Origin of the sequence: Microvirga lupini, from assembly GCF_014191055.1 — a bacterium.
Taxonomy (GTDB): domain Bacteria; phylum Pseudomonadota; class Alphaproteobacteria; order Rhizobiales; family Beijerinckiaceae; genus Microvirga; species Microvirga lupini_A.
Map to the genome: position 1 here is coordinate 78,567 of NZ_JACHWB010000001.1, position 23,303 is coordinate 101,869.

The following is a 23,303-nucleotide window of genomic DNA, read 5'->3' on the forward strand; positions in this document are numbered from 1 at the left end:
TTATTAGGAAATTGCACCATTCGGTCATGGGGTTTAAGAAGCCCATGACATCTTCAAGACACTTATTCTGACCGAGAGGCCCCTATGACGGCACAAACCGAGACTGCGACCCTTCTGCCAGACATGAAGGTGTCCGTGCGACAGGTCTTCGGCATCGACTCGGATCTCGAAGTTCCGGCCTTTTCGCAAACCGAGCAGCATGTGCCCGATCTCGATCCCGACTACCTCTTCGACCGGGACACGACGCTCGCCATCCTCGCAGGCTTTGCCCGCAACCGCCGCGTGATGATCACCGGCTATCACGGTACCGGCAAATCGACCCATATCGAGCAGGTGGCTGCCCGCCTCAACTGGCCCTGCGTGCGCGTGAACCTGGACAGCCACGTGTCCCGCATCGATCTCGTGGGCAAGGACGCCATCGTGCTCCAGGACGGCAAGCAGGTCACGGCCTTCCAGGACGGTATCTTGCCCTGGGCGCTGCAGAACAACGTTGCCCTCGTGTTCGACGAATACGATGCTGGCCGTCCCGACGTGATGTTCGTGATCCAGCGCGTGCTGGAGCAGTCGGGCAAGCTCACGCTCCTCGACCAGAAGCGCGTGATCCGGCCTCATCCCGCCTTCCGTCTGTTCGCCACCGCCAACACGGTGGGGCTGGGCGACACCTCGGGCCTCTATCACGGCACGCAGCAGATCAACCAGGGTCAGATGGACCGCTGGTCCATCGTCACCACGCTCAACTACCTGCCGCACGACAAGGAGGTGGACATCGTCCTCTCCAAGGCGAAGCACTATCAGGAGGATCCGGCCGGCCGGGACATCGTCAACAAGATGGTGCGGGTCGCCGATCTCACACGCTCGGCCTTCATGAACGGCGACCTCTCAACCGTCATGAGCCCGCGCACGGTGATCACCTGGGCCGAGAACGCCGAGATCTTCGGCGATACGGGCTTCGCCTTCCGGGTCACCTTCCTCAACAAGTGCGACGAGCTGGAGCGTACGCTCGTGGCCGAGTTCTACCAGCGCTCCTTCGGCAAGGAACTGCCGGAGAGCGCCGTGAACATGGTTCTGAGCTAATCAACGATCAGGCATCCTCATCCTGAGGAGCGTAGCGTCTCGAAGGACGAGGATGCCGGGTCCAGAGTTCTCTGGAAACGCCCTGATCCTTCGAGACGGCTTATGGCCTCCTCAGGATGAGGGCTTATCGGAAGCGACAGGCAAAAAATGTCCATCTCGAACCGCAAGCCAGGTGAGAAGAAGGAAGCGCCGGCGGAGCCGCTGAAGCGCTCCATTGCCGGCACCATGAAGGCAATCGCGCGCAAGCCCGACCTTGAGGTGGCCTTCGCGTCCGACCGTCCGGTGCTCATGGGCCAGGACAAGGCGCGCCTTCCGGAGCCGCCGCGGCGGCTCACATCCCATGACGTGGCGATCCTGCGCGGCAACGCCGATGCGATGGCCCTGCGGCTGGCCTGCCACGACACCAATCTGCATCGGAAGCTCGCCCCCGAGGGTCAGGCGGCGCGGGCCGTGTTCGACGCCGTCGAGCAGGCGCGCGTGGAATCCATCGGCTCCCGGCGCATGGCCGGCATCTCGTCCAACATCTCGGCCATGCTGGAGGACCGCTATCATCGCGGCGGCAAGTACGAGGAGATCACGGATCGGGCCGATGCGCCGCTCGAGGATGCGCTGGCCCTCATGGTGCGCGAGCGCCTGACCGGTGCGAAGCCGCCGGCCTCGGCGGCCAAGATCGTCGATCTCTGGCGCGACTTCATCGAGGACCGCGCCGGGCGGGATCTCGACGGCCTGCTGAAGAACATCGAGAACCAGCGCAGCTTCGCCCGCAACATCCGCGACCTGCTCTCCTCCCTCGACATGGCCGACGAGGCGTCCATGGATGCCGAGGACGAGGAGAACGAGGAGGAGAACGAATCCGAGCAGCAGGAGCAGCAGGGCGAAGGCGAGTCCGAGCAGGAGAGCCAGGGCGATCGCGCCGAGGTGGAGGTCAGCGAGGATTCCAGCGACGAGATGGAGGATGGCGCCACGGAAGAGGCCGACGGTCCTTCCGGCGAGCTGCCCGAGGAATCCGAAGAGGCGGAATCGGAGGATGCCGGCGAATCCTGGCGCCCGCCGTCCCGCTCCAACGAAGCGCGCGGGCCCGACTACAAGGCCTATACGAACAAGTTCGACGAGATCATCCATGCCGAGGATCTCTGCGATGCCGATGAGCTGACGCGCCTTCGCGCCTATCTCGACAAGCAGCTTGCGCATCTCCAGGGCGTGGTCGGACGTCTGGCGAACCGCCTGCAGCGCCGCCTCATGGCGCAGCAGAACCGCTCCTGGGAGTTCGACCTCGAGGAGGGGACGCTGGATCCCGTGCGCCTGCCGCGCATCATCATGGATCCGTACCAGCCGCTCTCCTTCAAGCAGGAGCAGGACACGAATTTTCGCGACACCGTGGTGACGCTTCTCCTCGACAATTCCGGCTCCATGCGCGGGCGTCCGATCACTGTCGCGGCCACCTGCGCGGACATCCTGGCGCGCACGCTCGAGCGCTGCGGCGTGAAGGTCGAGATCCTTGGCTTCACGACCCGCGCCTGGAAGGGCGGGCAGGCGCGCGAGACCTGGCTGCAGGCCGGCAAGCCGGCCAATCCGGGCCGCCTCAATGACCTGCGCCACATCATCTACAAGTCGGCGGACGCACCCTGGCGGCGCGCGCGCAAGAACCTGGGGCTGATGATGCGCGAAGGCCTGCTCAAGGAGAACATCGACGGCGAGGCCCTCGACTGGGCGCATAAGCGCCTGCTCGGCCGGGCGGAGCAGCGGCGCATCCTGATGGTGATCTCGGACGGCGCGCCGGTGGACGACTCGACCCTGTCGGTCAATCCCGGCAACTACCTCGAGCGGCACCTGCGCTTCATCATCGAGGAGATCGAGACCCGCTCCCCCGTGGAACTCATCGCCATCGGCATCGGCCACGACGTGACGCGCTATTACCGCCGCGCCGTCACTATCGTCGATGCCGAGGAGCTCGGCGGGGTCATGACCGAGAAGCTCGCGGAGCTGTTCGAGGAGAATGCCGGGCCGCCGGCGAGGGGCTCTATCAGGGGCGTTCCCCGCCGCAAGGCTGTCGCTTGAGGCTCACCCGGCGCAATATCCTGATCGGCGGCGGGGCCGTCGCCGCGACCCTGGCCTGCACGCGCGTTGCCGTGGCGCAGCGCCCGCCGGCCTTCAAGGCCACGACCGCCATCCGGGTGGAGGCACAGCCGATCAGCCGCCTCTCGACCACCGATCCTGACCGCAGCCGATTCGGCGCCCTCGCATTCCGGTCCGGGGTTGATCTGCGCTCCGATGTGTCGGCCTTCGGGGGCTTTTCCGGCCTGTGGCGCTCTGGAGACGGACAGGACATCATCGCCCTGGCGGACAACGCGCAGATCCTGAAAGCCGGGATCGAGACGTCGGACGGGCGCCTCTCCGGTCTGTCCGGCCCGGTCCTGTCGCCCCTGATCCTCGGCAACGGCGTCCCGATGCGGCGCTCGCGCTACTACGATACGGAAAGCTTCGCGCTCTCGGGCAATGCCGCCTTCATCGGCGCCGAGCGCAACCATGCGGTCATCCGGTTCGAGCGCAATGCTGCGGGCAGCATCATCCGGGGCGTTCCGATCCCGGTTCCGAGGGCCCTGCAGGATCTGCCGAGCAATGGCGGCCTGGAAGCGATTGCCGTCGCGCCGCAGCGCTCGCCTTTGAGCGGCGCTCTCGTGGGCATCGCCGAGGGTGGCAGCGGCTTCATTCTCACAGGATCCAGGCAGGGAGCCTTTGAGGTGGCTCTCTCCGGCGGCTTTGGCGTCACCGATATGGCCTTCCTGCCGGATGGCGACGCCGTCATCTTGGAGCGACGCTTCTCGCTTCTCAGCGGGTTCGTGTGCCGCCTGCGCCGCATCGAGGCGGCGGCGATCCGGGCTAGGGCTCGCGTCGACGGGGAGGTGCTCTACGAGAGCGAGTCCTCCCATCAGGTCGACAACATGGAGGGGCTGGCGGTTCACCGCGAAGGCGGCGAGACAGTCCTCTCCCTGATCTCAGACAACAACTTCAGCTCGCTGCAGAGAACTCTGCTGCTTGAGTTTTCCCTTCTGGGCTGAAGCGCCGGCAGGATTGCTTTCTCGATGAGCATCTGCCCTTTTTCTCATCATTCTTTGCCCGGCTGTATCCTTCGTCCCGCTTGAAGCCCTAGGTTTTAGGCAACTAAGCTTTGTTTTGTGAGCCCGGAGCCGGTTTGCACCGGGTTGTTCGCAGGCAAAGGGATTTGAGGAGATCCGGTGGCGGCACAGGCGATCTTCGACGAGATGAACGGTCATGGCGGCCGGAGCCGGGAGGCCTACCGGGTCCTGCAGGACTGGCTGAAATCGGTCCCGCCGCAATTGCTGGAACACCGCCGCGAGGAGGCGGAGCTCTTCTTCCGCCGGGTCGGCATCACCTTTGCCGTCTATGGCAATGCGGAAGCCGAAGAGCGGCTGATCCCCTTCGACATCATTCCGCGCATCCTCTCCGGCGAGGAATGGGGCCGCCTCGCCCGCGGTCTGGAGCAGCGGGTCAAGGCGCTCAACCTGTTCCTGAAGGATATCTATGGCCAGCGGGACATCCTGCGGGCCGGGATCATCCCGCCGGAGCTGGTCTATCTCAACCCTTATTACCGCCCTCAGATGCAGGGGCTCACTCTCAACAGCGGCATCTACGTCCAGGTGGCCGGCATCGACATCGTCCGGGTCGACGATCAGGACTTCTACGTGCTCGAAGACAACCTGCGCACACCCTCCGGCGTCTCCTACATGCTGGAGAACCGGGAAGTGATGATGCGGCTCTTCCCCGAACTCGTGGGCATGCAGCGCATCCGGCCCATCGAGAACTACGTGGACGAGCTTTTGGGAACGCTCAAATCCGTTGCGCCGACGAGCTCGCCCTGGGATCCCACCGTCGTCCTGCTCACTCCCGGCTCCCTGAATTCCGCCTATTACGAGCACAGCTTCCTGGCCGACCGCATGGGCGTGGAACTGGTCGAAGGACGCGATCTCTTCGTTCGCGACGAGATGGTCTACATGCGCACGACCGAGGGGCCGAAGCGCGTCGACGTGATTTACAGCCGCATCGACGACGACTTTTTGGACCCTCTGGTCTTCCGGCCCGATTCCGCGCTCGGGGTGCCGGGCCTCATCGCCGCCTATCGGGCGGGCAATGTCGCCATCGCCAATGCGCCCGGCACCGGGGTGGCCGATGACAAGGCCATGTATTCTTATGTGCCCGACATCGTGCGCTTCTACATGGGCGAGGAGCCGATCCTGAAGAACGTGCCGACTTGGCGCTGCCGCGAACAGGAATCGCTCTCCTATGTCCTCGACAATCTGCACGAACTCGTCGTGAAGGAGGTCAACGGCTCCGGCGGCTACGGCATGCTCGTGGGGCCGCATGCGACGAAGGAGGCGCGCAAGCATTTCAAGGCGCGGATCCTGGCTAATCCGGACAATTACATCGCCCAGCCGACGCTCGCCCTGTCCACGAGCCCGATCTTCACCGAGACGGGTCTGGCGCCGCGCCATGTGGATCTGCGCCCCTTCGTTCTCACCGGCCGCGACGGCGTGCGGCTCGTGCCCGGCGGGCTCACCCGCGTGGCGCTGAACGAGGGCTCCCTCGTGGTGAATTCGAGCCAGGGCGGCGGAACCAAGGATACCTGGGTGTTGAGCGAATGAGCAGGGAGCGTCTTTCGTGCTGAGTCGTGACGCGGACAGCCTCTACTGGCTCTCCCGCTATGTGGAGCGGGCCGAGAACACCGCGCGCATCCTCGATGTGGCCTATCGCATGGCGTCGATGCCGATCTCCTACAACGATGGCGAGTCCAACGAATGGGAATCCGCCCTGATCACGGCGGGCGGCATCGATCAGTTCCGGGCGGCCTATGATGAGGCGACGCCTGAGAACGTGATCGAGTTCCTGGCCTTCTCGGAGGCCAATCCCTCGAGCATCCAGAACAGTTTCGACACCGCCCGCCAGAATGCCCGCTCGGTCCGTTCCGCTCTGACGTCGGAGATGTGGGAGGCCATCAACTCGGCTTGGCTCGATCTGCGGCGCTACAAGTCCAGGACGATCAAGGTCGAAGATCTGCCGCGCTTCCTGAATCTCGTGAAGGAGGCATCGCTCCGCTACGACGGTTCGGCCATGCGCACCATGCTGCGCAACGATGCCTATTGGTTCTCGCGGCTGGGTCTCTACATCGAGCGGGCCGACAACACCGCGCGGGTGCTCGACGTGAAATACCACGTGCTCCTGCCGCAGGACGCGCCCGTGGGCGGCGGCATCGATTATTATCAATGGGCCGCCATTCTCCGCTCGGTTTCGGCGCTGGTGAGCTACCAGTGGGTCTATCACCAGAACCTGCGGCCCTGGCTCGTGGCGGATCTTCTGATCCTGCGCGAGGAGATGCCCCGGTCGCTCGCCGCCTGCTATGGCGCTCTTTCGCGCCATCTCGACGATCTTTCGCATCGCTACGGCACATCGGGCGCAGCGCAGCGCCAGGCACGGGCGACCCACGCCCAGCTGACGAACCGCAGCATCGAGGATATCTTCCAGCACGGGCTGCATGAATTCCTTCAGGAATTCCTGGCGGACAACAACCGGCTCAGCCTTGCCATCTCGAACCAGTACCTGTGCTGACCCATGCGCATCCGCATCACCCACGAGACGGTCTATCACTACAGCGAGCCCGCCCGGTCGGCGATCCAGCTCCTGCGGCTGACGCCTCGCGGCTGCGACAGCCAGACGGTCCTGTCCTGGAACATCGACATGGATGGCGAGGCGCGACTCATGCGCCGGGAGGACTGGTACGGCAACATCGTCCACAGCCTGTCCGTGTCCGGTCCGGTCAGCCAGATCGTCCTGCGCGTGGCCGGTGAGGTGGAGACCACCGATACGGCCGGTGTCGTCCGGGGCGGAGTCGAGCGCTTTCCGGAGATCTTCTATCTGCGCGAGACTTCCCTGACTCGCCCCGATCCCGCCATTCGCGAATTCGCTGAGATCACGGCAGGCCGCTTCGCCAATCCGCTCGATCAGGCCCATGCGCTCATGAACGTGCTTCCCGAGCGCCTGCGCTTCGACACGCAGGCCACAAGCTCCACGACCCTGGGAGCGGAGGCTTTCGCCGCAGGGCACGGCGTCTGTCAGGACTTCACCCACATTTTCTTGAGTGCGGCGCGCTCCCTGAAGATCCCGGCCCGCTATGTCTCCGGTTATCTTCACAAGGCGGGGGAGGTCGTGCAGGAGGCAGGCCATGCCTGGGCTGAGGCCTATATTCCGGAACTCGGCTGGGTGAGCTTCGACCCGACCAATGCCGTTTCCGCAACGGAGCATTACGTCCGGCTCGCCATCGGGCTCGATTATCTTGATGCAGCCCCGGTTCGAGGCAGCTATTACGGGATCACCCGTGAGGCGCTCGACGTTCGTTTGAGGATCGAGAGCGCCCGTCAAGCACAGGCGTGAGGATGGCCTCGACACCCGAGCAACCCGACCAGAAGGCTCCTGGAGGAACACCCATGACGTATTGTGTCGGCATCCTCGTGCAGGACGGCCTGGTCATGATCGCCGACACGCGCACCAATGCGGGCGTCGACAACATCGCGACCTTCCGCAAGCTCCATCTGTTCGAGAAACCGGGAGAGCGGCTGATTACCCTAGCGACGGCCGGCAATCTCTCGGCGAGCCAGTCCGTCATGTCGCTGCTGTCCGACGGAATCGAAAATCCCGAGACCGGCGAGCTGGAGACGCTCCTGACGGTCCCCAGCATGTTCAAGGCCGCCCAGCTCGTCGGACACGCCATCCGCCAGGTCTATGCGATGGATGGGGTCGAGATGGAAAAGCGCAGCATGACCTTCGACGTCACCATGCTGCTCGGCGGGCAGATCGGCCAAGGCCAGATGCGGCTCTATCAGGTCTACGCGGCCGGCAACGCCATCGAGGCGACCATCGACACACCCTTCCTGCAGATCGGCGAGCCGAAATATGGCAAGCCGATCCTCGACCGGGCGATTGCCCACGATACCAGCCTCGTGGAGGCCCTGAAGCTCGGGCTCATTTCGATGGATTCGACTCTGAAGTCCAATCTGGGCGTCGGACTGCCGATCGACATCGTCGTGGCCAGGCGCGATGCGCTGAAGGCGGGCGTGACCTACCGGATCCAGGAGGACGAGCCTTATTTCCGCGACCTGCGCGAGCGCTGGTCGGCGGCCCTCCGGGCAGCGCATCAGGCCATTCCCCACCCGCCCTATGCGGAAGCGGCTCTCTAGAGTCCAACCCGCCGGCCTGGAGATTTTGGGGTAGCGTGGCCGCCGGTCACTTGCGAAAGGCTGCGGTTTCCGTCAACCATCGCGCCATGAGGGCGCCCTCGATCCTGCTGGCCGCCGGCCTTTTCCTGACGGGCGCCTCCGCCGGCGCCTCGCCCCTGCTGCTGGTCGAGGCATCCTCCGGCAACGTCCTGGCGGCCCAGGAGGCGACGCGGTCCTGGCATCCGGCATCCCTCACCAAGCTGATGACGGCGCATCTCGCCCTCATGGCGGTCCAGTCCGGCAGGCTCTCCATGGATACGTCCGTGCCCCTGAGTGCCTGGGCCGTGTCTCAGGCTCCATCGAAGCTGGGCGTTCCGGAGGGCACGTCTCTCCGGCTGGAGGACGCTCTGCTGGTGATGATGGTCAAAAGCGCGAACGACGTGGCGGTGGCGGTCGCGGAGGCCGTCGGGGGCAGCGAAGCCTCCTTCGTTGCTGCGATGAACGCGGAGGCCGCTCGCCTCGGGATGAGCGGAACGCGCTTCGTCAATGCCAACGGCCTGCACGACGATCGTCAAGTGACCAACGCCAGGGACATGGCCGTCCTCATGCTGGCCGTCCTGAGCCATCACTCAGCCCATACCGACCTGTTCAGGACGCCGTCGGTGACGGTCAATGGCCGGACGCTGAAGAACACCAACAAGCTCATCGAGAACTATGCGGCCCTCGAGGCGACCAAGACGGGATATGTGTGCGCCTCCGGTTTCAACGTGGTCACCTCGGCGGTTCGTGGTGGCAGGCGTGTCATCGCGGTGGTTCTCGGATCGCCCAATGCGGCGATGCGGACACGGACCACGAAGGAGCTGCTCGATGCCGGCCTCTCGCAAGCCACCCCTCCGATCGGCAATCTCAGCCTGCTGAGGGCCAATGTTCCCTCGCCGGGGGCCGCGATCTGCGGCGCGTCAAATGCGGCCGGCAGGGACCTGCAGCGGCAGGAACCGTCGTCGCTGGCGGTGATGCCAAGCGTGCGAGCGTCCCGCAACGCCGCAACTAGCGATCAGGCGACCTGCTGCAGCCGCGGGCGCATGAGAGCGAGGATCGCCCCGTAGGGAGCGATGGAGATTGCGGCGAGCGCCAGCTTCACCCCGTAATCCGCGACGGCGAGGTTAGTCCACGGGAGGGCAATGCACGCGTCGACGATTCCCGCCTGGCCCAGCATCTCGCTGATCGTGAGGCCGAAGCCCGGCACGACGCCGCAATAAAAGGCGAACGAGAAGAAGATGGCCGTGTCGAGCCCTGAGGAAATCACCGAGGAAATGAAGGGCGGCATCCACCAAGCCTTGTCGCGCAGGCGGGCGAAGATGCTGATGTCGAGAAGCTGGGCCGTCAGGAAGGCCGCGCCGGACGCGATGGCGATGCGCGGCGTCGCCAGGATAATCGAGAGCACCACGGCCAGCACGAAGCCGACATAGACCACGCGCCGTGCTCCTTCAGTCCCGAAGCGGCGGTTCGACAGGTCGGTGACCAAGAAGGAGAAAGGATAGCTGAAGGCGCCCCAGGTCAGGTAGTCGCCCATGCCCCAATGGGTGAAGGGATGCTGGACCAGGATGTTCGACGAGAGGACGACCAGGGTCATTGCGGTGAGTGCAATGAGGAAGTCGCGGCGGTCAATCTGGGTCATGGGTCAGCCTCGTCCAGACAAATGCTTAAGCCTTGAGCATCGGACTCAAAAGTGGATCTGCACTTTTGAGATCCGTCCGATGCTGAATCCAATAAGCTGCACATCGTCCGGATCGATCCGGACGATGTGCAGAACAACGCAAAACGGGCGGCACCAGGGCCGCCCGCAAAGCCTGTTCTCCAAAGGCGATTCGAGATCAGCTCGCAGCGGCGAGCTTCTTCTCGAGTTCGCGCTTCACCGCCAGGGCGGTGGTGGAGAGCTCCTCAGCCTTGGCCTTGGCCAGGAAGGCGTCGAGGCCGCCGCGGTGCTCGACCGAGCGGAGCGCATGGGCGGAGACGCGCAGGCGCACGGAGCGCTGCAGGGCGTCAGATTGGAGCGTGACGTTGCAGAGGTTCGGCAGGAACTTCCGCTTCGTCTTGCGGTTCGAGTGGCTCACCAGGTGGCCACTCAGCACGGCCTTGCCGGTCAGTTCGCAACGGCGCGACATGGGTTCAATCCTATTCGTCGTGTGAGGGTCGCGGCCACAAATTCGCGGGTTTGCCTGATCGCAGATCCCACGCGGCCGGACACCAGAAGTCCTTGGAAGGTGCGAGCCTATAAGCCGAAACCGGGGTGTGGGTCAAGAATAGCGCAACGTCGCACCCTCTTTTTTTCGGCATCATGGTCACGATTTATTCCGAATCTCGTGCGATGCAACAGAATAGACTATCGGAACAGCCCTATGCGCCTCATCGCTTCAGCTCTCGTTACCTTGGCCTTTGCAGGAACGGCTTCGCTCGCTCAAGGGCAGACCCTCAAGGTGACCTATGATCTCTCCCTGGCGGGCTTGCCCTTGGGGAAGGCGGACTTGGTCTCGTCCTTCAAGGGAAAAAAGTATGAGATGCAGGGCAATGCGAAGCTGACCGGCTTCGCCATGATCCTGACGGGCGGTAAGGGTGAGGCTTCCGCGTCGGGCACGCTCGCCGGAGCCGGCCCGCGCTCGACGAACTTCGCCGTGGTGTCCAAGACCTCCGACAACCAGCGCAGCGTCCGCATGGGATTGAAGGGCGGCCGGGTGGCCGAAGTCGAGATTGACCCGCCGCTGGAGCCCAAGGAAGACCGGATCCCGGTCAAGCCCGCCGACAAGCGGGGCGTGGTCGATCCCATGAGCGCGCTGCTCATGCCGGCGGTTGCCTCGAAGAGCCTGACCGATCCGGACAATTGCAACCGGACCATTCCCGTTTTCGACGGCGCTTCCCGCATGAACGTGGTTCTCAGCTATGCGGAGACCAAGAATGCCGAGGTCGCGGGCTATTCCGGTCCGGTTCTCGTCTGCAACGCCCGCTATGTGCCGGTCTCCGGCCATCGACCCGAGCGCCCGGCGACCAAGTTCATGCAGGAGAACCGGGACATGTCCGTCTGGCTTGCTCCCGTCGAAGGCCCGCGCCTGCTCTTCCCCCTGAAGGTCTCGGTGCGCACGATGATCGGCATCGGTGAGATGCAGGCTTCGCTCTGGTCGCTGGAACAGGACGGCAAGGCCTCCCAGCCGATGCGCCGGGCCGTGCGGGCGGATGATGCCATCCAGGCCGGCGCTATCCAATAAACCCTGAAAATCCCTAGGGAATGTCCTCGCCGCGGGTAGCGAAAGCGGCGTTCGTGCCCATATAAGGGCTAGCCCGCAGCCGGCCGCGAGGGCCGGGCTGCCTTGAAGAGAAGGCTTTCGGCTCCGGCGCCCGGCCCGTCAAGCCTCTCGTTACTCCGGGACGTTCAAGCATTACCCGACATCCAGGCATGGCCCGTCGTTCCCTTCCCCCGCAGGCGCGCTCGCGCGGCGTCACGGCCGTGCTCGGCCCCACCAATACCGGCAAGACCCATCTGGCGATCGAGCGCATGCTCGGCCATGACAGCGGCATGATCGGCCTGCCCCTGCGCCTGCTCGCCCGCGAGGTCTACAACCGGGTGGTGGAGAAGGCCGGCCATCACAACGTCGCCCTGGTGACCGGCGAGGAGAAGATCAAGCCGGACCGGCCGCGCTACTGGATCTCCACCGTCGAGGCGATGCCCCGGGATCTCGACGTTGCCTTCGTGGCCGTGGACGAGGTCCAGCTCGCCAGCGACCTCGACCGGGGCCATGTTTTCACCGACCGCCTGCTGAACCAGCGCGGGCGCGAGGAGACGCTGCTCATCGGCTCGGCCACCATGCGGCCGCTGATCGAGACATTGATCCCGGGCGTCCACGTGGTCACTCGGCCGCGCCTGTCGCAGCTTTCGTTTGCCGGCGAGAAGAAGGTGTCGCGCCTTCCCCGGCGCTCGGCCATCGTGGCCTTCTCGGCCGAGGAGGTCTATGGCATCGCCGAGCTGATCCGCCGCCAGAGCGGCGGCGCGGCCGTGGTGCTCGGGGCGCTGTCGCCCCGCACCCGCAATGCCCAGGTCGAGCTCTTCCAGAATGGCGACGTGGATTATCTCATCGCCACCGACGCCATCGGCATGGGCCTCAACCTCGACGTGGACCATGTGGCCTTTGCATCCGACAAGAAGTTCGACGGGTTCCAGTTCCGCAAGCTGAACAACCCGGAGCTCGCCCAGATCGCCGGCCGTGCCGGCCGCTACATGCGCGACGGCACCTTCGGCACCTCCGGCCGCTGCCCACCCTTTGACGCGGAGACCGTCGAGGCGCTCGAAAACCACGTCTTCGACCCGGTCCGCATCCTGCAATGGCGCAACCCGGATCTCGATTTCTCCTCGCTCGCCCGCCTGCGCGATTCGCTGGGGGCGCAGCCGCGGGAGCACGGCCTCGTGCGGGCTCCCACGGGCGAGGACGTCACGGCCCTCGAGGTTCTGGCCAGGGAAGACGACATCCAGGCCATGGCCCGCTCGCAATATGCCGTGGAGCGGCTCTGGCAGATCTGCCAGGTCCCGGATTACCGGAAGGTTTCCCCGCAGACCCATGCGGATCTCGTCGGGCAGCTCTACCGTTTTCTCATGAAGGATGGGGCCATCCCGGCCGACTGGTTCGCCCGCCATCTGTCCGCTATGGATCGGACCGATGGGGATATCGACACCCTCTCCAACCGCATCGCCCAGGTCCGGACCTGGTCCTTCGTCGCCAATCGTCCCGACTGGTTGAAGGATCCGGAGCATTGGCAGGATGTTGCGCGTCAGGTAGAGGACAAGCTATCGGATGCGCTCCATGAACGCCTCGCCCAACGGTTCATCGACCGGCGGACGAGCGTTCTCATGCGGCGCTTGAGAGAGAACAAGATGCTCGAAGCGGAAATTACGACCACCGGCGACGTCACCGTCGAGGGTCAGCACATCGGTCACCTGCACGGCTTCCATTTCGTGCCCGATCCCCAGGCCGACACCACGGAGGCCAAGACCCTGCGCAACGCCGCCAGCAAGGCGCTGGCCGGCGAGATCGAGGCGCGGGCGGACCGGTTCGCCGAAACCCCCGACACGATGCTCGTGCTATCCAACGACGGCACGATCCGCTGGATGGGCGACCCGGTAGCCAAGCTGGAGCCCGGCGACAAGCTCTTCGAGCCCCGGGTGAGGATTCTCTCCGACGAACATCTCACGGGCTCCGCCCGCGACAAGGTGGACAACCGCCTGCGCGCCTGGCTGAAGGCCTATGTGGTGCGCCTGCTCGGCCCGCTGCTGCAGATCGAGGACAGCCAGGAGCTCACGGGCTTGGCTCGCGGCATCGGCTTCCAGATCGGCGAGGCGCTCGGCGTGCTCGAGCGCGCCAAGGTCCTCAACGATGTCCGCAGCCTCGACCAGGATGCCCGTGGCGCCCTGCGCAAGGCCGGCGTCCGCTTCGGCGCCTATCACCTCTATCTGCCGGCCCTGCTGAAGCCGGCGCCCCGCGTGCTCGCAACCCAGCTCTGGGCGCTGCAGAACGGCGGCCTCGACCAGAAGGGCATCGACGAGATCGCGCATCTCGCCCAGTCCGGCCGCACCTCGATCCCGGTCGATCCGGAGATCGCCCATGGGCTCTACCGGGCTGCAGGCTTCCGGGTGCTCGGTGGCCGCGCCGTGCGCGTCGACATCCTGGAGCGCCTGGCGGACCTCATCCGTCCGGCCATTTCCTACCGTCCCGGCATCACCCCCGGCGAGCCGCCGGCCGGTGCAGCCGATGGCGAGGGTTTCGTGCCCACGGTCGCGATGACGTCCCTGGTCGGCTGCGCGGGCGAGGATTTCGCCACGATCCTCAAGTCGCTTGGCTATGTGATGGACCGTCGTCCCGGGCCCGCCATCACCGTTCCGCTCATGGAAGCGCCCAGGGCTGTCGAGCCACAAACCGCGCCTCCCGCCGACGAGGCGGGAGCCTCTGAAGGCGAAACGGCCGCTCCAGCTGAGGAAACGCCCTCCGAGGCAGCTCCTGCCGAGACAGCCGAGTCTGCGGTCGGCACCGAGGAGATCGGCGCGGTTGCCGTCGAGGCTCCCGAGGCATCCGTCTCCGAGCAGGAGGTCGAGGTCAGCGCCGCCGAGGCCGTGGCTTCGCCCGAGGGCGAGGCGATGGCTCCCGCAGAGGCGTCAGTCGAGGCAAACTCTGCCGAGACGGCAGAGGCAGCCCCTGCCGAGCCCGAGATGATCGAGGTCTGGCGCCAGGGCCGCCGCCATCACGATGGCGCGCAGGCTCGTCATGGCCGCGATGCCCGTGGCGGACGCCACGAACGAGGCGAGCGCACGGACCAGCGACCCGATCGCGGCGACCGCCGCCCACGTCATGGAGCGAACCAGGGCGATCAGACAGGTGAGCGCCGTCCGCGTCCCGAGCGCCGGGAGGCGCAAGGGGAGGGAGGGCGTCCGCAGAACCGTCCGCCGCGCGGTCCTGGTCATGGAGAGGGACGCCGTGGCGAGGAGCGCCGTGGTCCGCGGCCCGACAAGCGCGCCGACAACCGCCACGACGGTGGTCGCGAGCGGCGCGAGAAGCAGCCTGACCCCAACTCGCCCTTCGCCAAGCTCATGGCTCTCAAGGCCCAGCTCGAGGACAGCAAGAAGTGAGGCTGTGAGGGCATGCGTGAGGACCGGCAGCGGCTCGACAAGTGGCTGTGGTTCGCGCGCTTTGCGAAAACCAGGACGCTGGCCGCCAAGATGGTGACCAGCGGCTATGTCCGCCTCAACGGACAGCGCACCGACAATGCCGCCAAGGCGGTAGCCGTGGGTGACGTGGTGACCGTCGCGCTTCCCCGGTCCACCCTCGTGGTGCGGATCGAGGGTCTCGGCGAGCGCCGGGGCCCTGCAACGGAAGCAAGGCTGCTCTACCTGGATCTCAGCCAGGATAAAGGGGCGCTTGTCAGCGACCCTGACAACGGCTAGAGCGGCATCATACCTCTCTCGCGTGGAACACCTCTGAAGGACCGTGCATGACCTACGTCGTCACTGAAAATTGCATCAAGTGCAAATACATGGACTGCGTGGAGGTATGCCCGGTGGACTGTTTCTACGAGGGCGAGAACATGCTCGTCATCCATCCGGACGAGTGCATCGACTGTGGCGTCTGCGAGCCGGAATGCCCGGCCGAGGCTATCAAGCCCGATGCGGAGCCGGGCCTCGAGCAATGGCTGAAGCTCAATGCCGACATGGCCAAGAGCTGGCCCAATATCACCCTCAAGAAGGATCCGCCCGCCGACGCGAAGGAATTCGATGGTGTGGCGGGCAAGTTCGAGGCGTATTTTTCGGCCAATCCCGGCGAGGGCGATTAGAATCGGACCGAAAGCGGACGGCACTTTCTGGATTCGTCCGTTGCCCTATCGGGGAGAACGTATCGCCTTCAAGCAATGAATCGGGGCCAATTTCCCGGAACGTGCGTTAGCCCGCAAGCGCGGCCACAAACCGGTGCTCTTTACGCTATGTTTTGAAATATTTTTGCTTTTTCGGCCGGACTGTGATAGGGTCCGTGAATGCCGTCGCTTGCGCTCAAGCCGTGCACCGTCTCTGCAGACCGGCGGTTCACATAATGAAGCAAAGATTCGCGTCCTTTGACTTAAGGGAGCGTTGCTGCCTTGGTCAAGGGCATGAGCGTTTGTAGCCGCTGCTTACATCAGGGAGACGAGCGGAATCGTCAAGTTCCGTGACGCTCACATCCTATCCTCGTTCCACCGGGATCCTTCCCGGTGAGACAACAGCTCCCTCGCCGTTCAGACGAGGGCCATGCAAGGAGGCCTCTCTCGCATGACAACCGCCAAGAAGTCCGCCCAGCGCCTTGGGTTCAAGTCCGGTGAAGCGATCGTTTATCCCGCTCACGGTGTCGGCCGCATCACGGCCATCGAAGAGCAGGAAATCGCGGGATTCAAACTGGAGCTGTACGTCGTCTCCTTCGACAAGGACAAGATGGTCCTCCGTGTCCCCACGGGTAAGGCTTCCAGCGTCGGCATGCGCAAGCTTGCCGAACCGGCTCTGGTACAAAAGGCTCTGGACGTTCTGACGGGTCGTGCCCGCGTGAAGCGCACCATGTGGTCGCGCCGCGCCCAGGAATACGAGGCCAAGATCAATTCCGGCGACCTGATCGCCGTCACCGAAGTGGTGCGCGACCTCTACCGCTCCGAGGCCCAGCCCGAGCAGTCCTACAGCGAGCGCCAGCTTTATGAATCCGCCCTCGACCGCGTCGTGCGCGAGATCGCGGCCGTGAACAAGATCACCGATACGGAAGCCCTCAAGCTCATCGAGCAGAGCCTTGCCAAGTCTCCGCGCCGCGCCAAGGGTGCCGATGCGGAAGGCGACGCCGAGGGCGACGATCTGCAGGAAGAAGCCGCCTGATCGGCCGCTTTATCCCGACCTTCAGAAGCCCGGCCTCAGGCCGGGCTTTTTTGTGTCCGAAGCCTTGTTTTTCAAAGGCAGGAATCTATTTCGCAGAACTTGGCTGCTGGAAGTGAACTTTTTGCGGCCTCGCTCGTTGTGTCTCTGCCAAGGGAGAGCACACAATGGGAGAAATCTCAGGGGTTCGCCGCCGGTTCGTCCGCGCCGCCATGAATGCGCCTTTTCTCGAAAGGGAAGAGGAGCACCTTCTTGCCGTGCGCTGGAAAGAGAACCGCGATGAGGCGGCGCTACATCAACTGACTGCTGCCCATATGCGCCTTGTGATAGCGCTGGCAGCCCGTTTTCGTCACTACGGCCTGCCCATGGCCGATCTGGTTCAGGAAGGCCATGTGGGTCTTCTCGAAGCCGCGGCCCGGTTCGAGCCCGAACGGGAAGTCCGCTTCTCGACCTATGCGACCTGGTGGATCCGCGCCTCCGTGCAAGATTACATCCTTCGTAACTGGTCAATCGTCCGTGGCGGAACGAGTTCCGCTCAAAAAGCCCTTTTCTTCAATCTACGCCGCCTGCGGGCCCGTCTGACCCGCGGCGGAGAAGAGCGCATCTCCTCCGACGTCCACGCCAAGATCGCCGAGGCGATCGGTGTGTCGAAGGCCGATGTCGCCCTCATGGATGCCCGCCTGTCGGCGCCGGATACATCGCTCAACGCGCCGGTTCTGGACGCCGACGCATCGAACTCCGCCGAACGGGTCGAGTTTCTCGTCGACAACAGCCCTCTGCCCGACGAGACCGTGACCGACTCGATCGATACCGAGCGCCGCGTGCGCTGGCTGCAGCAGGCGCTGGAAGTTCTCAATGAGCGTGAATTGCGCATCCTGCGCGCCCGCCGTCTCGACGACGAGCAGGTGACCCTGGAGTTCCTGGGCGATCGTCTTGGGATCTCGAAGGAGCGCGTTCGCCAGATCGAGAACCGCGCCCTGGAAAAGCTCAAGCGCGCCCTGGTGGAGCGCTACCCCCAGGCCTCCGGCGCCTTCGTGTAAGGCGTTCAGGTTCTCCTGAAATTCTGATCGGCGAGGCGGGCGACTGCCTCGCCGATCTGCTTTTGGGATTCCTGAGAGGCTCTATTCCACCACGATCTTGTAGCGCTCGCCCGCCTTCAAGGGGGCGTTCCTGTCGAGGCCGTTGAGCAGCAGGAAGCGTTCGAGAGGCCGGTCGATCGGCATGCGGGCGGCAAGGGTCTGTGCGGTGTCGCCGCGCTGGGCAGCCACGATCTGCAGCTTGAGCGGCCTGATCCGCCGTGCCTCCTCGGGCTGCACCTGCCGGACACTGTTCAGGGTTTGCTGGAAGATCGATTCCAGATCGCTCCTGTTGCCGCGGGTTGCCATGATGAGCCGGTAGGTGGTGCTGCCGATCCGGATCGCAGAGAGCCGGAAGGTCCATTCCTTGCCGTTGGACAGCGCCGTCACCAGGGGAAGGCCGTTCACCGTGCCGGTGCTCAGGGTGCCGGCCTCGATGGTGTCGGTCCAGGTGGAGCGCAGCACATCCTCCAGGCTCTGGCCCTCCGGGGTGTCGGCGGCATCGAAGAGCAGGCGACGCTCGCCGTCACTGGAGGAGCCGAGCACGGCCTGGGAGGTGTTCTCCAGGCTGAAGCCCTCTGGCGCCTCGAAGGCAACCCCCAGCCGCGAATGGATGAAGCGGCGGCCCTTCACGACGCCGTCGGCCGGGTCGTCGCCATATGACAGCCCCTCAAGGGTAGTGAGATAGGCCAGCCGCCCGGTCTCGCCGCCACCTGGCAAGTCCGTCCGCCGTGCCGCCTGCAGGGCCCGTGAGACACGGTCATTGGTGTTCGGATGCGAGGCCAGCCGGTCTCCTGTCTGGCCGTCGGAGCTCGTGCCCGAGCGTCCGAGGGATGTCAGGAAGCGTGGGGCGCCAAAGGGGTCAAAGCCGGCGCGGGCCAGAACCCTCACGCCCATCTGGTCCGCTTCGAGCTCCTGTGCCCGCGAGAAGCTGGCCAGGGTCGAGCGGGACTGGTTCTGCGCCGTGGCCGCTTCCTCGGCATCGTTCAGCACGTTCTCGGCCACGCGCTCGATCAGGGCCGAGCGAGCCTGCAGCTCGCTGCGCTGGGAGGCATGCCGCAGGGTCACGTGGGCGATCTCGTGGGACAGGACGGCCGCCACCTCGGAGGTGTCGTTGGCGAGCGCCAGCAGGCCGCGGGTCACGTAAAGGCGACCGTTCGGCAACGCGAAGGCATTGACCGCAGGCGAGTTCAGGATCGTCACCTGGAAGGCCTCGTCCGGCCGGTCGGTGGCCATGACGAGCCGGTTCGTCACGTCGGTCAGGAGCTGCTGGAGCTGCGGTGCACGGCCCTCGCCGCCAAACGCCCTGACGAGGCGCACATGATCCCGGTCGCGATCCGGGCCGATTACCCGTGGGGCGTTCGCCGGCAGCGACACATCGCTGCCAAAGCCGGTGCAGCCCGCGAGCAAGGCTGCGAGCATGAGGCTGCCGAGGATGGAACTACCGGTTCGACGTGTTCTGATCATACTCGTTCATCGTGGCAGATAATCGTCTTCGAGACGTTCGATCATGTTCGGTATGACAATCGAAACGGCGGTGCCTTGCCAAGACTGCAAAATGCCTCGTGCTCTGATCCGACGGCCCTTGAGGGCCTCAAGGCCCAAGCCGCGATCCGACATCTGTTTCCAGGTTGTCTTAGGGATGATGATCGTGAAGTCTTCTGCCCAGAGCCCCCCGAAGTTCAAATAAGTGCGCTGCTTGCGCTCGCCGATGCTCCTGATGCGGCCTTCGACCAGCACGAAGCTGCCGATCCGCTCGCGCAGGCGCTCGGATTGATTTGCATCGAGAGGCTTATAGCGGTCATCCGCCCAAACACCAAGGCGTCGTTCGCGGGCCGTGGCTTCGAGGGCGAGGAGCTCGGGCTGGCAGAAGGCGCCCTCCGTCCCCGCATCGACCACGGCAAGGCCGGCCTCGACCAGACCGCGCGCCCAATCGAGCGCGGAAGCCTCGGGGGTGGATCTGATGCGAACGGAAGCCCGATCCCACCGGTCGCGCCTGTCAGGTCCCTGTATGAGAGCCGACTGGTCGATCCGCGCTCTCAGCCAGGAGACAGCATGCTCGCGATGCGGCGGGGTGTCGGGAAGGCGGATGCCGGACAGGCGGGCCATTTGCCCCGACATCAGGATGAGATCGCCCTCCGGCGTCAGGCCTTGCAGCCGGTCGCCTCGGGCCTCACCGATGCAGTCCGCAGGCCGTTGTATAGGGCGCGTCTGTGCCAGAGCCGTCTGGATGCCGCCATCCAGGGCAGGTCCGAGGCACAGGGCCAGCAGCATGCGCAGAGTCGATCCCGTCATGGAACGGGATCATACCCCTTCAGGCTAAAACGGCTACGCTTGGGTTGCCCGGATCAGTGCTTTTCCTGCGCCGGGCTGTGCTGCTGGGGTTTATGCCCGTCTTGGCCTGAATCGTTGTGCTTGTTGTGGTCGCGGCTCTCCTGATGGGAGGCGCCGCCCTGTTTGCCGATGCCGGGCTTGCCGCCTGTGCCGACATTGGGCCGGTCATGCTCCTGATGCCCGGCGATGCGCGTCTGATTCGGATTGCTGCGGTTGCCGGTGCTGCTCATGATTTCTTCTCCTGCTGCCGCTTCTGGGCGTCGTTGCCGTCCTTGCCCTGCTGGCGTTGGGTGCCGCGCGTGTTCGAGCCGCCATGGCCTTCCTGCGGAATGTCTTCCGGGTTCGTGCGGGAGCCTGGGACGTTCTTCGTCATGGTGAGATCCTGACCGGCTCCTGTTGCGTCCTGGAGCAGCGGGTGGGGGCCGTCGCTCGGACGTCAATTGCAGGGCCGGCAAAATGTTGCGGCCAAGATCGGCGGGTTCTCGCCAGGAAACCCGCTTCATTTCAGGGCTACCAGCGGATCACCACAACCCGCTCCTTGCCGTTCCCAAGCTCCACCGCTTCGATCCCTTCTGCCTTGCGGTTCTGGGGCTTCGCGTCCACGACGATCTCGATCTCCGCCACATGGGCGGCGAAAGCCTCGTCCACCTCGGCGACGCAGAGCAGAGTGTCGGGGGGAAGGTTCTCGACCTGTTTCAGGAAATCGCGAAGCGTCTGCGCCATGATATGCCTCCAGTTGCCTTCACCAACCGGCTTGGCCGTGGGGAGTTCCTTCAGCTTGGCGCCGCAATCGTCCGGGAGAGCCACCCGATTCTGATCTTGCGATTGTAACCCACTGGAATGCCCCTGCCGACCGTGCTAAATCCCCGGATCTCAGCGGTCCCGTAGCTCAGCAGGACAGAGCAGCGGTTTCCTAAACCGAAGGTCGGAAGTTCGAGTCTTCCCGGGATCGCCAGTCTTTCAATCGCTTGGCCTCCTTGGCGCGGCGATGGTCATCCGGGCTGACGCGCTGACGGCCCAAACTGTCAAGAGATTGTCCCTACCGATCAAGCATTGTGTTCCGGGTGCGCTAGGGTATCGCCCAAAGGCAGTGAGGCCATGAAGCACCTTGTGTGTCCGTCGTCATTGCTGGCATCGCCACAGGCGCCATCGCACAGTCAGGCCCCATCATGGCTTTTGGCATGACCTGTGCGCAGGCCAAAGGGATCGTGACTTCGCGTAGCACGGCCATGCTACGCGCCGTACCGGCGACCTGCGACCGCTATGTGCGCGACGGTACCTTCTGCGTCCACCAGGAGACCGCAAGGACGGCCGTTGTCGCGCAACGTTCGGTCGATGGGGTTTGCCGCTCCGTCGAGATCGGCAACGGGCCGTGAGGAGAAGCGGCCATGCCCGCACAGGAAGGGCAAGGGGAAGAGGTCATGACGGACAAACCGTATCCCACCGCACGCCCGGTAAGCGAGGTATCCCTGTTCAGGGCATTCCCATTCAGGCCCTCTCTCCTGTGGCTCCTGGTCCTCGCACCCGTGGCGGCCATTCTTGACCACGCCGGAAGCGTTCCGGCCGGTGTGGTGTTCTTCTGCGCCGCCCTGGCCATCGTGCCGTTCGCCAAGCTCATCGTTCAGGGCACCGAGCAGGTCGCCGCTCATACGGGCGCCACGATTGGAGGCCTCCTCAACGCCACCTTCGGCAACCTTCCGGAACTGATCATCGCCATGGCGGCCCTGCGGGCTGGCCTGCTGGAGATGGTGCGCGCCTCCATCATCGGTGCGCTGCTCGCCAACCTGCTGGTGGCCCTCGGCGTCTCCTTCCTGCTCGGCGGACTGCGCCATCACAGTCAGGAGTACAATCCGAATGCGGTCCGCATCTACTCGTCAACCATGGTGTTGGCCTGGATCAGCCTAGCGCTGCCGAGCGCCTTCCACCGGGCCCTGGAGTCGGAGCCTCACCTTGGCGTGCACGCCAGCCTGGATCTCGTCGTGGCGGTCGTGCTGCTGGGCCTGTACGGGCTCTTCCTGTTATACTCCCTGAGAACCCACCCGGAGACCTTCACTGAGCTGAACGCGCCCTCTTCGGAAGAAAACGGGGAGCCCCCAAGCCTCAGGTGGGGTGTCGCGACCCTGCTGGTGGCTTCTCTCGGCGCAGCCTGGATGAGCGAGATCCTCGTCGGCGCCGCCGAACAGGCTGGGCACGCGCTGGGCATGTCGCAGATGTTCATGGGCGTGATCGTGCTCGCGCTCGTCGGCAGCGCGGCGGAATCCGGCTCGGCTATCGCCATGGCCCGGGCCAACCGTCCCGATCTCAGCATCGGCATCGCTCTGGGAAGCTGCGTGCAGATCGCCCTGTTCGTAGCGCCGGTCCTGGTGCTGGTTGCGCCGGCCATGGGGCAGCCGCAGTTCCGACTGGTGTTCTCGCAGGCCGAGATGTGGATGCTGTTCGGAGCGGTGCTGCTCGGAGCAACCGTGACCACAACAGGCCAGTCAAACTGGTTCAAGGGCGCGCAGCTGCTCGCGCTCTACCTAATCATCGCGGCGATCCTGTACCTGATCCCGGCCGCCGCGCCGTAGGATTGGGACATGTTGCGACAGCTTTTCCTCGGCGGGGTTGTCAGTCTGGGCAACATCGCCATCCATGCGGCTGTGATGGCAGCGGTCGTGAGCACTGCCCGTCGGGCGCTGAAATGGGAACGCCGCTGGCCCCAGGTCTGGCTCGCCGCCATCATGGTTGCAACCGTTGCGATCCTGATGGTTGCGCATGTCGGCGAGGTGGGCGTGTGGGCGCTCGCCTATGCGATGTTGGAAGTGACTCCGGCAGAGGCCGATGTCCTCTACTTCGCGTTCGTCAACTACACCACGCTCGGTTACGGCGATGTCCTGCCGTCCGAGCGCTGGCGCCTGCTCGGGCCGATGGCCGCGATGAACGGCGTGCTGCTGTTCGGCTGGTCGACCGCAGTGATCTTCGAGGTGTTGCGGCAGGCCATGCGCCGCCGCGATCACAAGGGCGAGCCGTGATTGCATAGAAAGTGGCGAGATGTCGTCCAGATCCTCATCAATGCTAGAGCATCGAACGCAAAACTGGCGCCGGCTTTGCGTGAGGAGATGCGTCAACCCAATGCTTTAGAGCAATAACGGGAACTCGGTGGCAGCCTGCGGCCACGGGTATTAGAACAAGTTCGCT

At 64.7% G+C, this 23,303-nt stretch carries 24 protein-coding genes and 1 tRNA gene; 18 read left to right on the forward strand and 7 right to left on the reverse strand.

Annotated features, from left to right (window positions below; all coding sequences use genetic code 11):
• The first annotated feature begins 84 nt into the window (after nucleotides 1-84).
• The 8 genes from cobS (at nucleotide 85) to FHR70_RS00400 (ending at nucleotide 9,406) form a co-directional block, all read left to right on the forward strand.
• Nucleotides 85-1,074, forward strand: coding sequence for a cobaltochelatase subunit CobS (gene cobS, locus FHR70_RS00365; protein WP_183445974.1), 990 nt, complete (start codon nucleotides 85-87; stop codon nucleotides 1,072-1,074).
• A gap of 147 nt (nucleotides 1,075-1,221) precedes the next feature.
• Nucleotides 1,222-3,132 (forward strand): cobaltochelatase subunit CobT, encoded by a 1,911-nt coding sequence (gene cobT / locus FHR70_RS00370; protein ID WP_183445976.1) that lies wholly within the window; start codon nucleotides 1,222-1,224, stop codon nucleotides 3,130-3,132.
• A complete protein-coding gene (locus FHR70_RS00375) occupies nucleotides 3,129-4,133 on the forward strand; it encodes an esterase-like activity of phytase family protein (protein WP_183445978.1) in 1,005 nt (334 codons plus the stop codon). Before cobT ends, FHR70_RS00375 begins: the two co-directional genes overlap by 4 nt.
• Nucleotides 4,134-4,337: 204 nt before the next feature.
• On the forward strand, nucleotides 4,338-5,735 hold the full coding sequence (locus FHR70_RS00380) for a circularly permuted type 2 ATP-grasp protein (protein ID WP_183448415.1): 1,398 nt from the start codon (nucleotides 4,338-4,340) through the stop codon (nucleotides 5,733-5,735).
• Between the two features lie 16 nt (nucleotides 5,736-5,751).
• Nucleotides 5,752-6,696 carry an alpha-E domain-containing protein gene (locus FHR70_RS00385; protein WP_183445980.1) on the forward strand — a complete coding sequence of 315 codons (945 nt, stop codon included), beginning with the start codon at nucleotides 5,752-5,754 and terminating at the stop codon, nucleotides 6,694-6,696.
• A gap of 3 nt (nucleotides 6,697-6,699) precedes the next feature.
• Nucleotides 6,700-7,518: a transglutaminase family protein gene (locus FHR70_RS00390; RefSeq protein WP_183445982.1), complete on the forward strand. Its 819-nt coding sequence runs from the start codon at nucleotides 6,700-6,702 to the stop codon at nucleotides 7,516-7,518.
• 53 nt (nucleotides 7,519-7,571) lie between these two features.
• Nucleotides 7,572-8,321, forward strand: coding sequence for a proteasome-type protease (locus tag FHR70_RS00395; RefSeq protein ID WP_183445984.1), 750 nt, complete (start codon nucleotides 7,572-7,574; stop codon nucleotides 8,319-8,321).
• 35 nt (nucleotides 8,322-8,356) lie between these two features.
• Nucleotides 8,357-9,406 carry a serine hydrolase gene (locus tag FHR70_RS00400; RefSeq protein ID WP_183445986.1) on the forward strand — a complete coding sequence of 350 codons (1,050 nt, stop codon included), beginning with the start codon at nucleotides 8,357-8,359 and terminating at the stop codon, nucleotides 9,404-9,406.
• On the opposite strand, the gene FHR70_RS00405 is transcribed toward FHR70_RS00400, so the two are convergent.
• Complete coding sequence (locus FHR70_RS00405; RefSeq protein ID WP_183445988.1) at nucleotides 9,355-9,978, reverse strand: queuosine precursor transporter; 624 nt, start codon at nucleotides 9,976-9,978, stop codon at nucleotides 9,355-9,357. The genes FHR70_RS00400 and FHR70_RS00405 overlap by 52 nt on opposite strands.
• Nucleotides 9,979-10,174: 196 nt before the next feature.
• On the reverse strand, nucleotides 10,175-10,465 hold the full coding sequence (gene rpmB, locus FHR70_RS00410) for a 50S ribosomal protein L28 (protein WP_183445990.1): 291 nt from the start codon (nucleotides 10,463-10,465) through the stop codon (nucleotides 10,175-10,177).
• A gap of 234 nt (nucleotides 10,466-10,699) precedes the next feature.
• Here rpmB and FHR70_RS00415 point away from each other — a divergent pair, with 234 nt between their 5' ends.
• The 6 genes from FHR70_RS00415 (at nucleotide 10,700) to FHR70_RS00440 (ending at nucleotide 17,756) form a co-directional block, all read left to right on the forward strand.
• The gene (locus FHR70_RS00415) at nucleotides 10,700-11,560 is read left to right on the forward strand and encodes a DUF3108 domain-containing protein (RefSeq protein ID WP_183445992.1); all 861 of its coding nucleotides are present in this window, start codon (nucleotides 10,700-10,702) and stop codon (nucleotides 11,558-11,560) included.
• 188 nt (nucleotides 11,561-11,748) lie between these two features.
• On the forward strand, nucleotides 11,749-14,964 hold the full coding sequence (locus FHR70_RS00420; protein WP_183445994.1) for a helicase-related protein: 3,216 nt from the start codon (nucleotides 11,749-11,751) through the stop codon (nucleotides 14,962-14,964).
• 12 nt (nucleotides 14,965-14,976) lie between these two features.
• A complete protein-coding gene (locus FHR70_RS00425; RefSeq protein WP_183445996.1) occupies nucleotides 14,977-15,279 on the forward strand; it encodes an RNA-binding S4 domain-containing protein in 303 nt (100 codons plus the stop codon).
• Between the two features lie 47 nt (nucleotides 15,280-15,326).
• Nucleotides 15,327-15,665, forward strand: coding sequence for a ferredoxin FdxA (fdxA, locus tag FHR70_RS00430; protein ID WP_183445998.1), 339 nt, complete (start codon nucleotides 15,327-15,329; stop codon nucleotides 15,663-15,665).
• A gap of 469 nt (nucleotides 15,666-16,134) precedes the next feature.
• Complete coding sequence (locus tag FHR70_RS00435; protein ID WP_183446000.1) at nucleotides 16,135-16,719, forward strand: CarD family transcriptional regulator; 585 nt, start codon at nucleotides 16,135-16,137, stop codon at nucleotides 16,717-16,719.
• 164 nt (nucleotides 16,720-16,883) lie between these two features.
• Nucleotides 16,884-17,756 carry an RNA polymerase factor sigma-32 gene (locus FHR70_RS00440; protein WP_183446003.1) on the forward strand — a complete coding sequence of 291 codons (873 nt, stop codon included), beginning with the start codon at nucleotides 16,884-16,886 and terminating at the stop codon, nucleotides 17,754-17,756.
• Between the two features lie 81 nt (nucleotides 17,757-17,837).
• On the opposite strand, the gene FHR70_RS00445 is transcribed toward FHR70_RS00440, so the two are convergent.
• The 5 genes from FHR70_RS00445 to FHR70_RS00465 form a co-directional block, all read right to left on the reverse strand.
• Nucleotides 17,838-19,259 carry a M48 family metalloprotease gene (locus FHR70_RS00445; protein WP_183446005.1) on the reverse strand — a complete coding sequence of 474 codons (1,422 nt, stop codon included), beginning with the start codon at nucleotides 19,257-19,259 and terminating at the stop codon, nucleotides 17,838-17,840.
• A gap of 6 nt (nucleotides 19,260-19,265) precedes the next feature.
• Nucleotides 19,266-20,087, reverse strand: a complete 822-nt coding sequence (locus FHR70_RS00450) for a thermonuclease family protein (protein ID WP_183446007.1) — start codon at nucleotides 20,085-20,087, stop codon at nucleotides 19,266-19,268.
• 53 nt (nucleotides 20,088-20,140) lie between these two features.
• Nucleotides 20,141-20,356 (reverse strand): hypothetical protein, encoded by a 216-nt coding sequence (locus FHR70_RS00455; RefSeq protein WP_183446009.1) that lies wholly within the window; start codon nucleotides 20,354-20,356, stop codon nucleotides 20,141-20,143.
• The gene (locus FHR70_RS00460) at nucleotides 20,353-20,499 is read right to left on the reverse strand and encodes a hypothetical protein (RefSeq protein ID WP_183446011.1); all 147 of its coding nucleotides are present in this window, start codon (nucleotides 20,497-20,499) and stop codon (nucleotides 20,353-20,355) included. The genes FHR70_RS00455 and FHR70_RS00460 overlap by 4 nt, the downstream gene beginning before the upstream one ends.
• A 137-nt stretch (nucleotides 20,500-20,636) precedes the next feature.
• Nucleotides 20,637-20,933 carry a sugar phosphorylase gene (locus FHR70_RS00465; RefSeq protein WP_246407767.1) on the reverse strand — a complete coding sequence of 99 codons (297 nt, stop codon included), beginning with the start codon at nucleotides 20,931-20,933 and terminating at the stop codon, nucleotides 20,637-20,639.
• Between the two features lie 71 nt (nucleotides 20,934-21,004).
• Between FHR70_RS00465 and FHR70_RS00470 the strand changes: the two genes are divergently transcribed.
• From FHR70_RS00470 to FHR70_RS00485, 4 genes are all read left to right on the forward strand, one after another.
• A tRNA-Arg gene (locus FHR70_RS00470) sits at nucleotides 21,005-21,081 on the forward strand.
• A 157-nt stretch (nucleotides 21,082-21,238) separates the two neighbouring features.
• Nucleotides 21,239-21,502, forward strand: coding sequence for a hypothetical protein (locus FHR70_RS00475; RefSeq protein WP_183446013.1), 264 nt, complete (start codon nucleotides 21,239-21,241; stop codon nucleotides 21,500-21,502).
• 45 nt (nucleotides 21,503-21,547) lie between these two features.
• A complete protein-coding gene (gene cax / locus FHR70_RS00480) occupies nucleotides 21,548-22,693 on the forward strand; it encodes a calcium/proton exchanger (protein WP_246407768.1) in 1,146 nt (381 codons plus the stop codon).
• A 9-nt stretch (nucleotides 22,694-22,702) separates the two neighbouring features.
• Complete coding sequence (locus tag FHR70_RS00485) at nucleotides 22,703-23,137, forward strand: potassium channel family protein (RefSeq protein WP_183446017.1); 435 nt, start codon at nucleotides 22,703-22,705, stop codon at nucleotides 23,135-23,137.
• The last annotated feature ends 166 nt before the right edge of the window (nucleotides 23,138-23,303 follow it).

Excerpts from the sequence above, each read along its gene's own strand:
- FHR70_RS00435 (WP_183446000.1), top strand. The coding sequence starts at position 16,135 with ATGACAACCGCCAAGAAGTCCGCCCAGCGCCTTGGGTTCAAGTCCGGT.
- FHR70_RS00380 (WP_183448415.1), top strand. The coding sequence starts at position 4,338 with ATGAACGGTCATGGCGGCCGGAGCCGGGAGGCCTACCGGGTCCTGCAG.
- FHR70_RS00450 (WP_183446007.1), bottom strand. The coding sequence starts at position 20,087 with ATGACGGGATCGACTCTGCGCATGCTGCTGGCCCTGTGCCTCGGACCT.
- fdxA (WP_183445998.1), top strand. The coding sequence starts at position 15,327 with ATGACCTACGTCGTCACTGAAAATTGCATCAAGTGCAAATACATGGAC.
- FHR70_RS00415 (WP_183445992.1), top strand. The coding sequence starts at position 10,700 with ATGCGCCTCATCGCTTCAGCTCTCGTTACCTTGGCCTTTGCAGGAACG.
- FHR70_RS00405 (WP_183445988.1), bottom strand. The coding sequence starts at position 9,978 with ATGACCCAGATTGACCGCCGCGACTTCCTCATTGCACTCACCGCAATG.
- FHR70_RS00395 (WP_183445984.1), top strand. The coding sequence starts at position 7,572 with ATGACGTATTGTGTCGGCATCCTCGTGCAGGACGGCCTGGTCATGATC.
- FHR70_RS00440 (WP_183446003.1), top strand. The coding sequence starts at position 16,884 with ATGGGAGAAATCTCAGGGGTTCGCCGCCGGTTCGTCCGCGCCGCCATG.
- FHR70_RS00420 (WP_183445994.1), top strand. The coding sequence starts at position 11,749 with ATGGCCCGTCGTTCCCTTCCCCCGCAGGCGCGCTCGCGCGGCGTCACG.
- FHR70_RS00485 (WP_183446017.1), top strand. The coding sequence starts at position 22,703 with ATGTTGCGACAGCTTTTCCTCGGCGGGGTTGTCAGTCTGGGCAACATC.
- FHR70_RS00460 (WP_183446011.1), bottom strand. The coding sequence starts at position 20,499 with ATGACGAAGAACGTCCCAGGCTCCCGCACGAACCCGGAAGACATTCCG.
- cobT (WP_183445976.1), top strand. The coding sequence starts at position 1,222 with ATGTCCATCTCGAACCGCAAGCCAGGTGAGAAGAAGGAAGCGCCGGCG.
- rpmB (WP_183445990.1), bottom strand. The coding sequence starts at position 10,465 with ATGTCGCGCCGTTGCGAACTGACCGGCAAGGCCGTGCTGAGTGGCCAC.
- cax (WP_246407768.1), top strand. The coding sequence starts at position 21,548 with ATGACGGACAAACCGTATCCCACCGCACGCCCGGTAAGCGAGGTATCC.
- FHR70_RS00425 (WP_183445996.1), top strand. The coding sequence starts at position 14,977 with ATGCGTGAGGACCGGCAGCGGCTCGACAAGTGGCTGTGGTTCGCGCGC.
- FHR70_RS00390 (WP_183445982.1), top strand. The coding sequence starts at position 6,700 with ATGCGCATCCGCATCACCCACGAGACGGTCTATCACTACAGCGAGCCC.
- cobS (WP_183445974.1), top strand. The coding sequence starts at position 85 with ATGACGGCACAAACCGAGACTGCGACCCTTCTGCCAGACATGAAGGTG.
- FHR70_RS00445 (WP_183446005.1), bottom strand. The coding sequence starts at position 19,259 with ATGATCAGAACACGTCGAACCGGTAGTTCCATCCTCGGCAGCCTCATG.
- FHR70_RS00455 (WP_183446009.1), bottom strand. The coding sequence starts at position 20,356 with ATGAGCAGCACCGGCAACCGCAGCAATCCGAATCAGACGCGCATCGCC.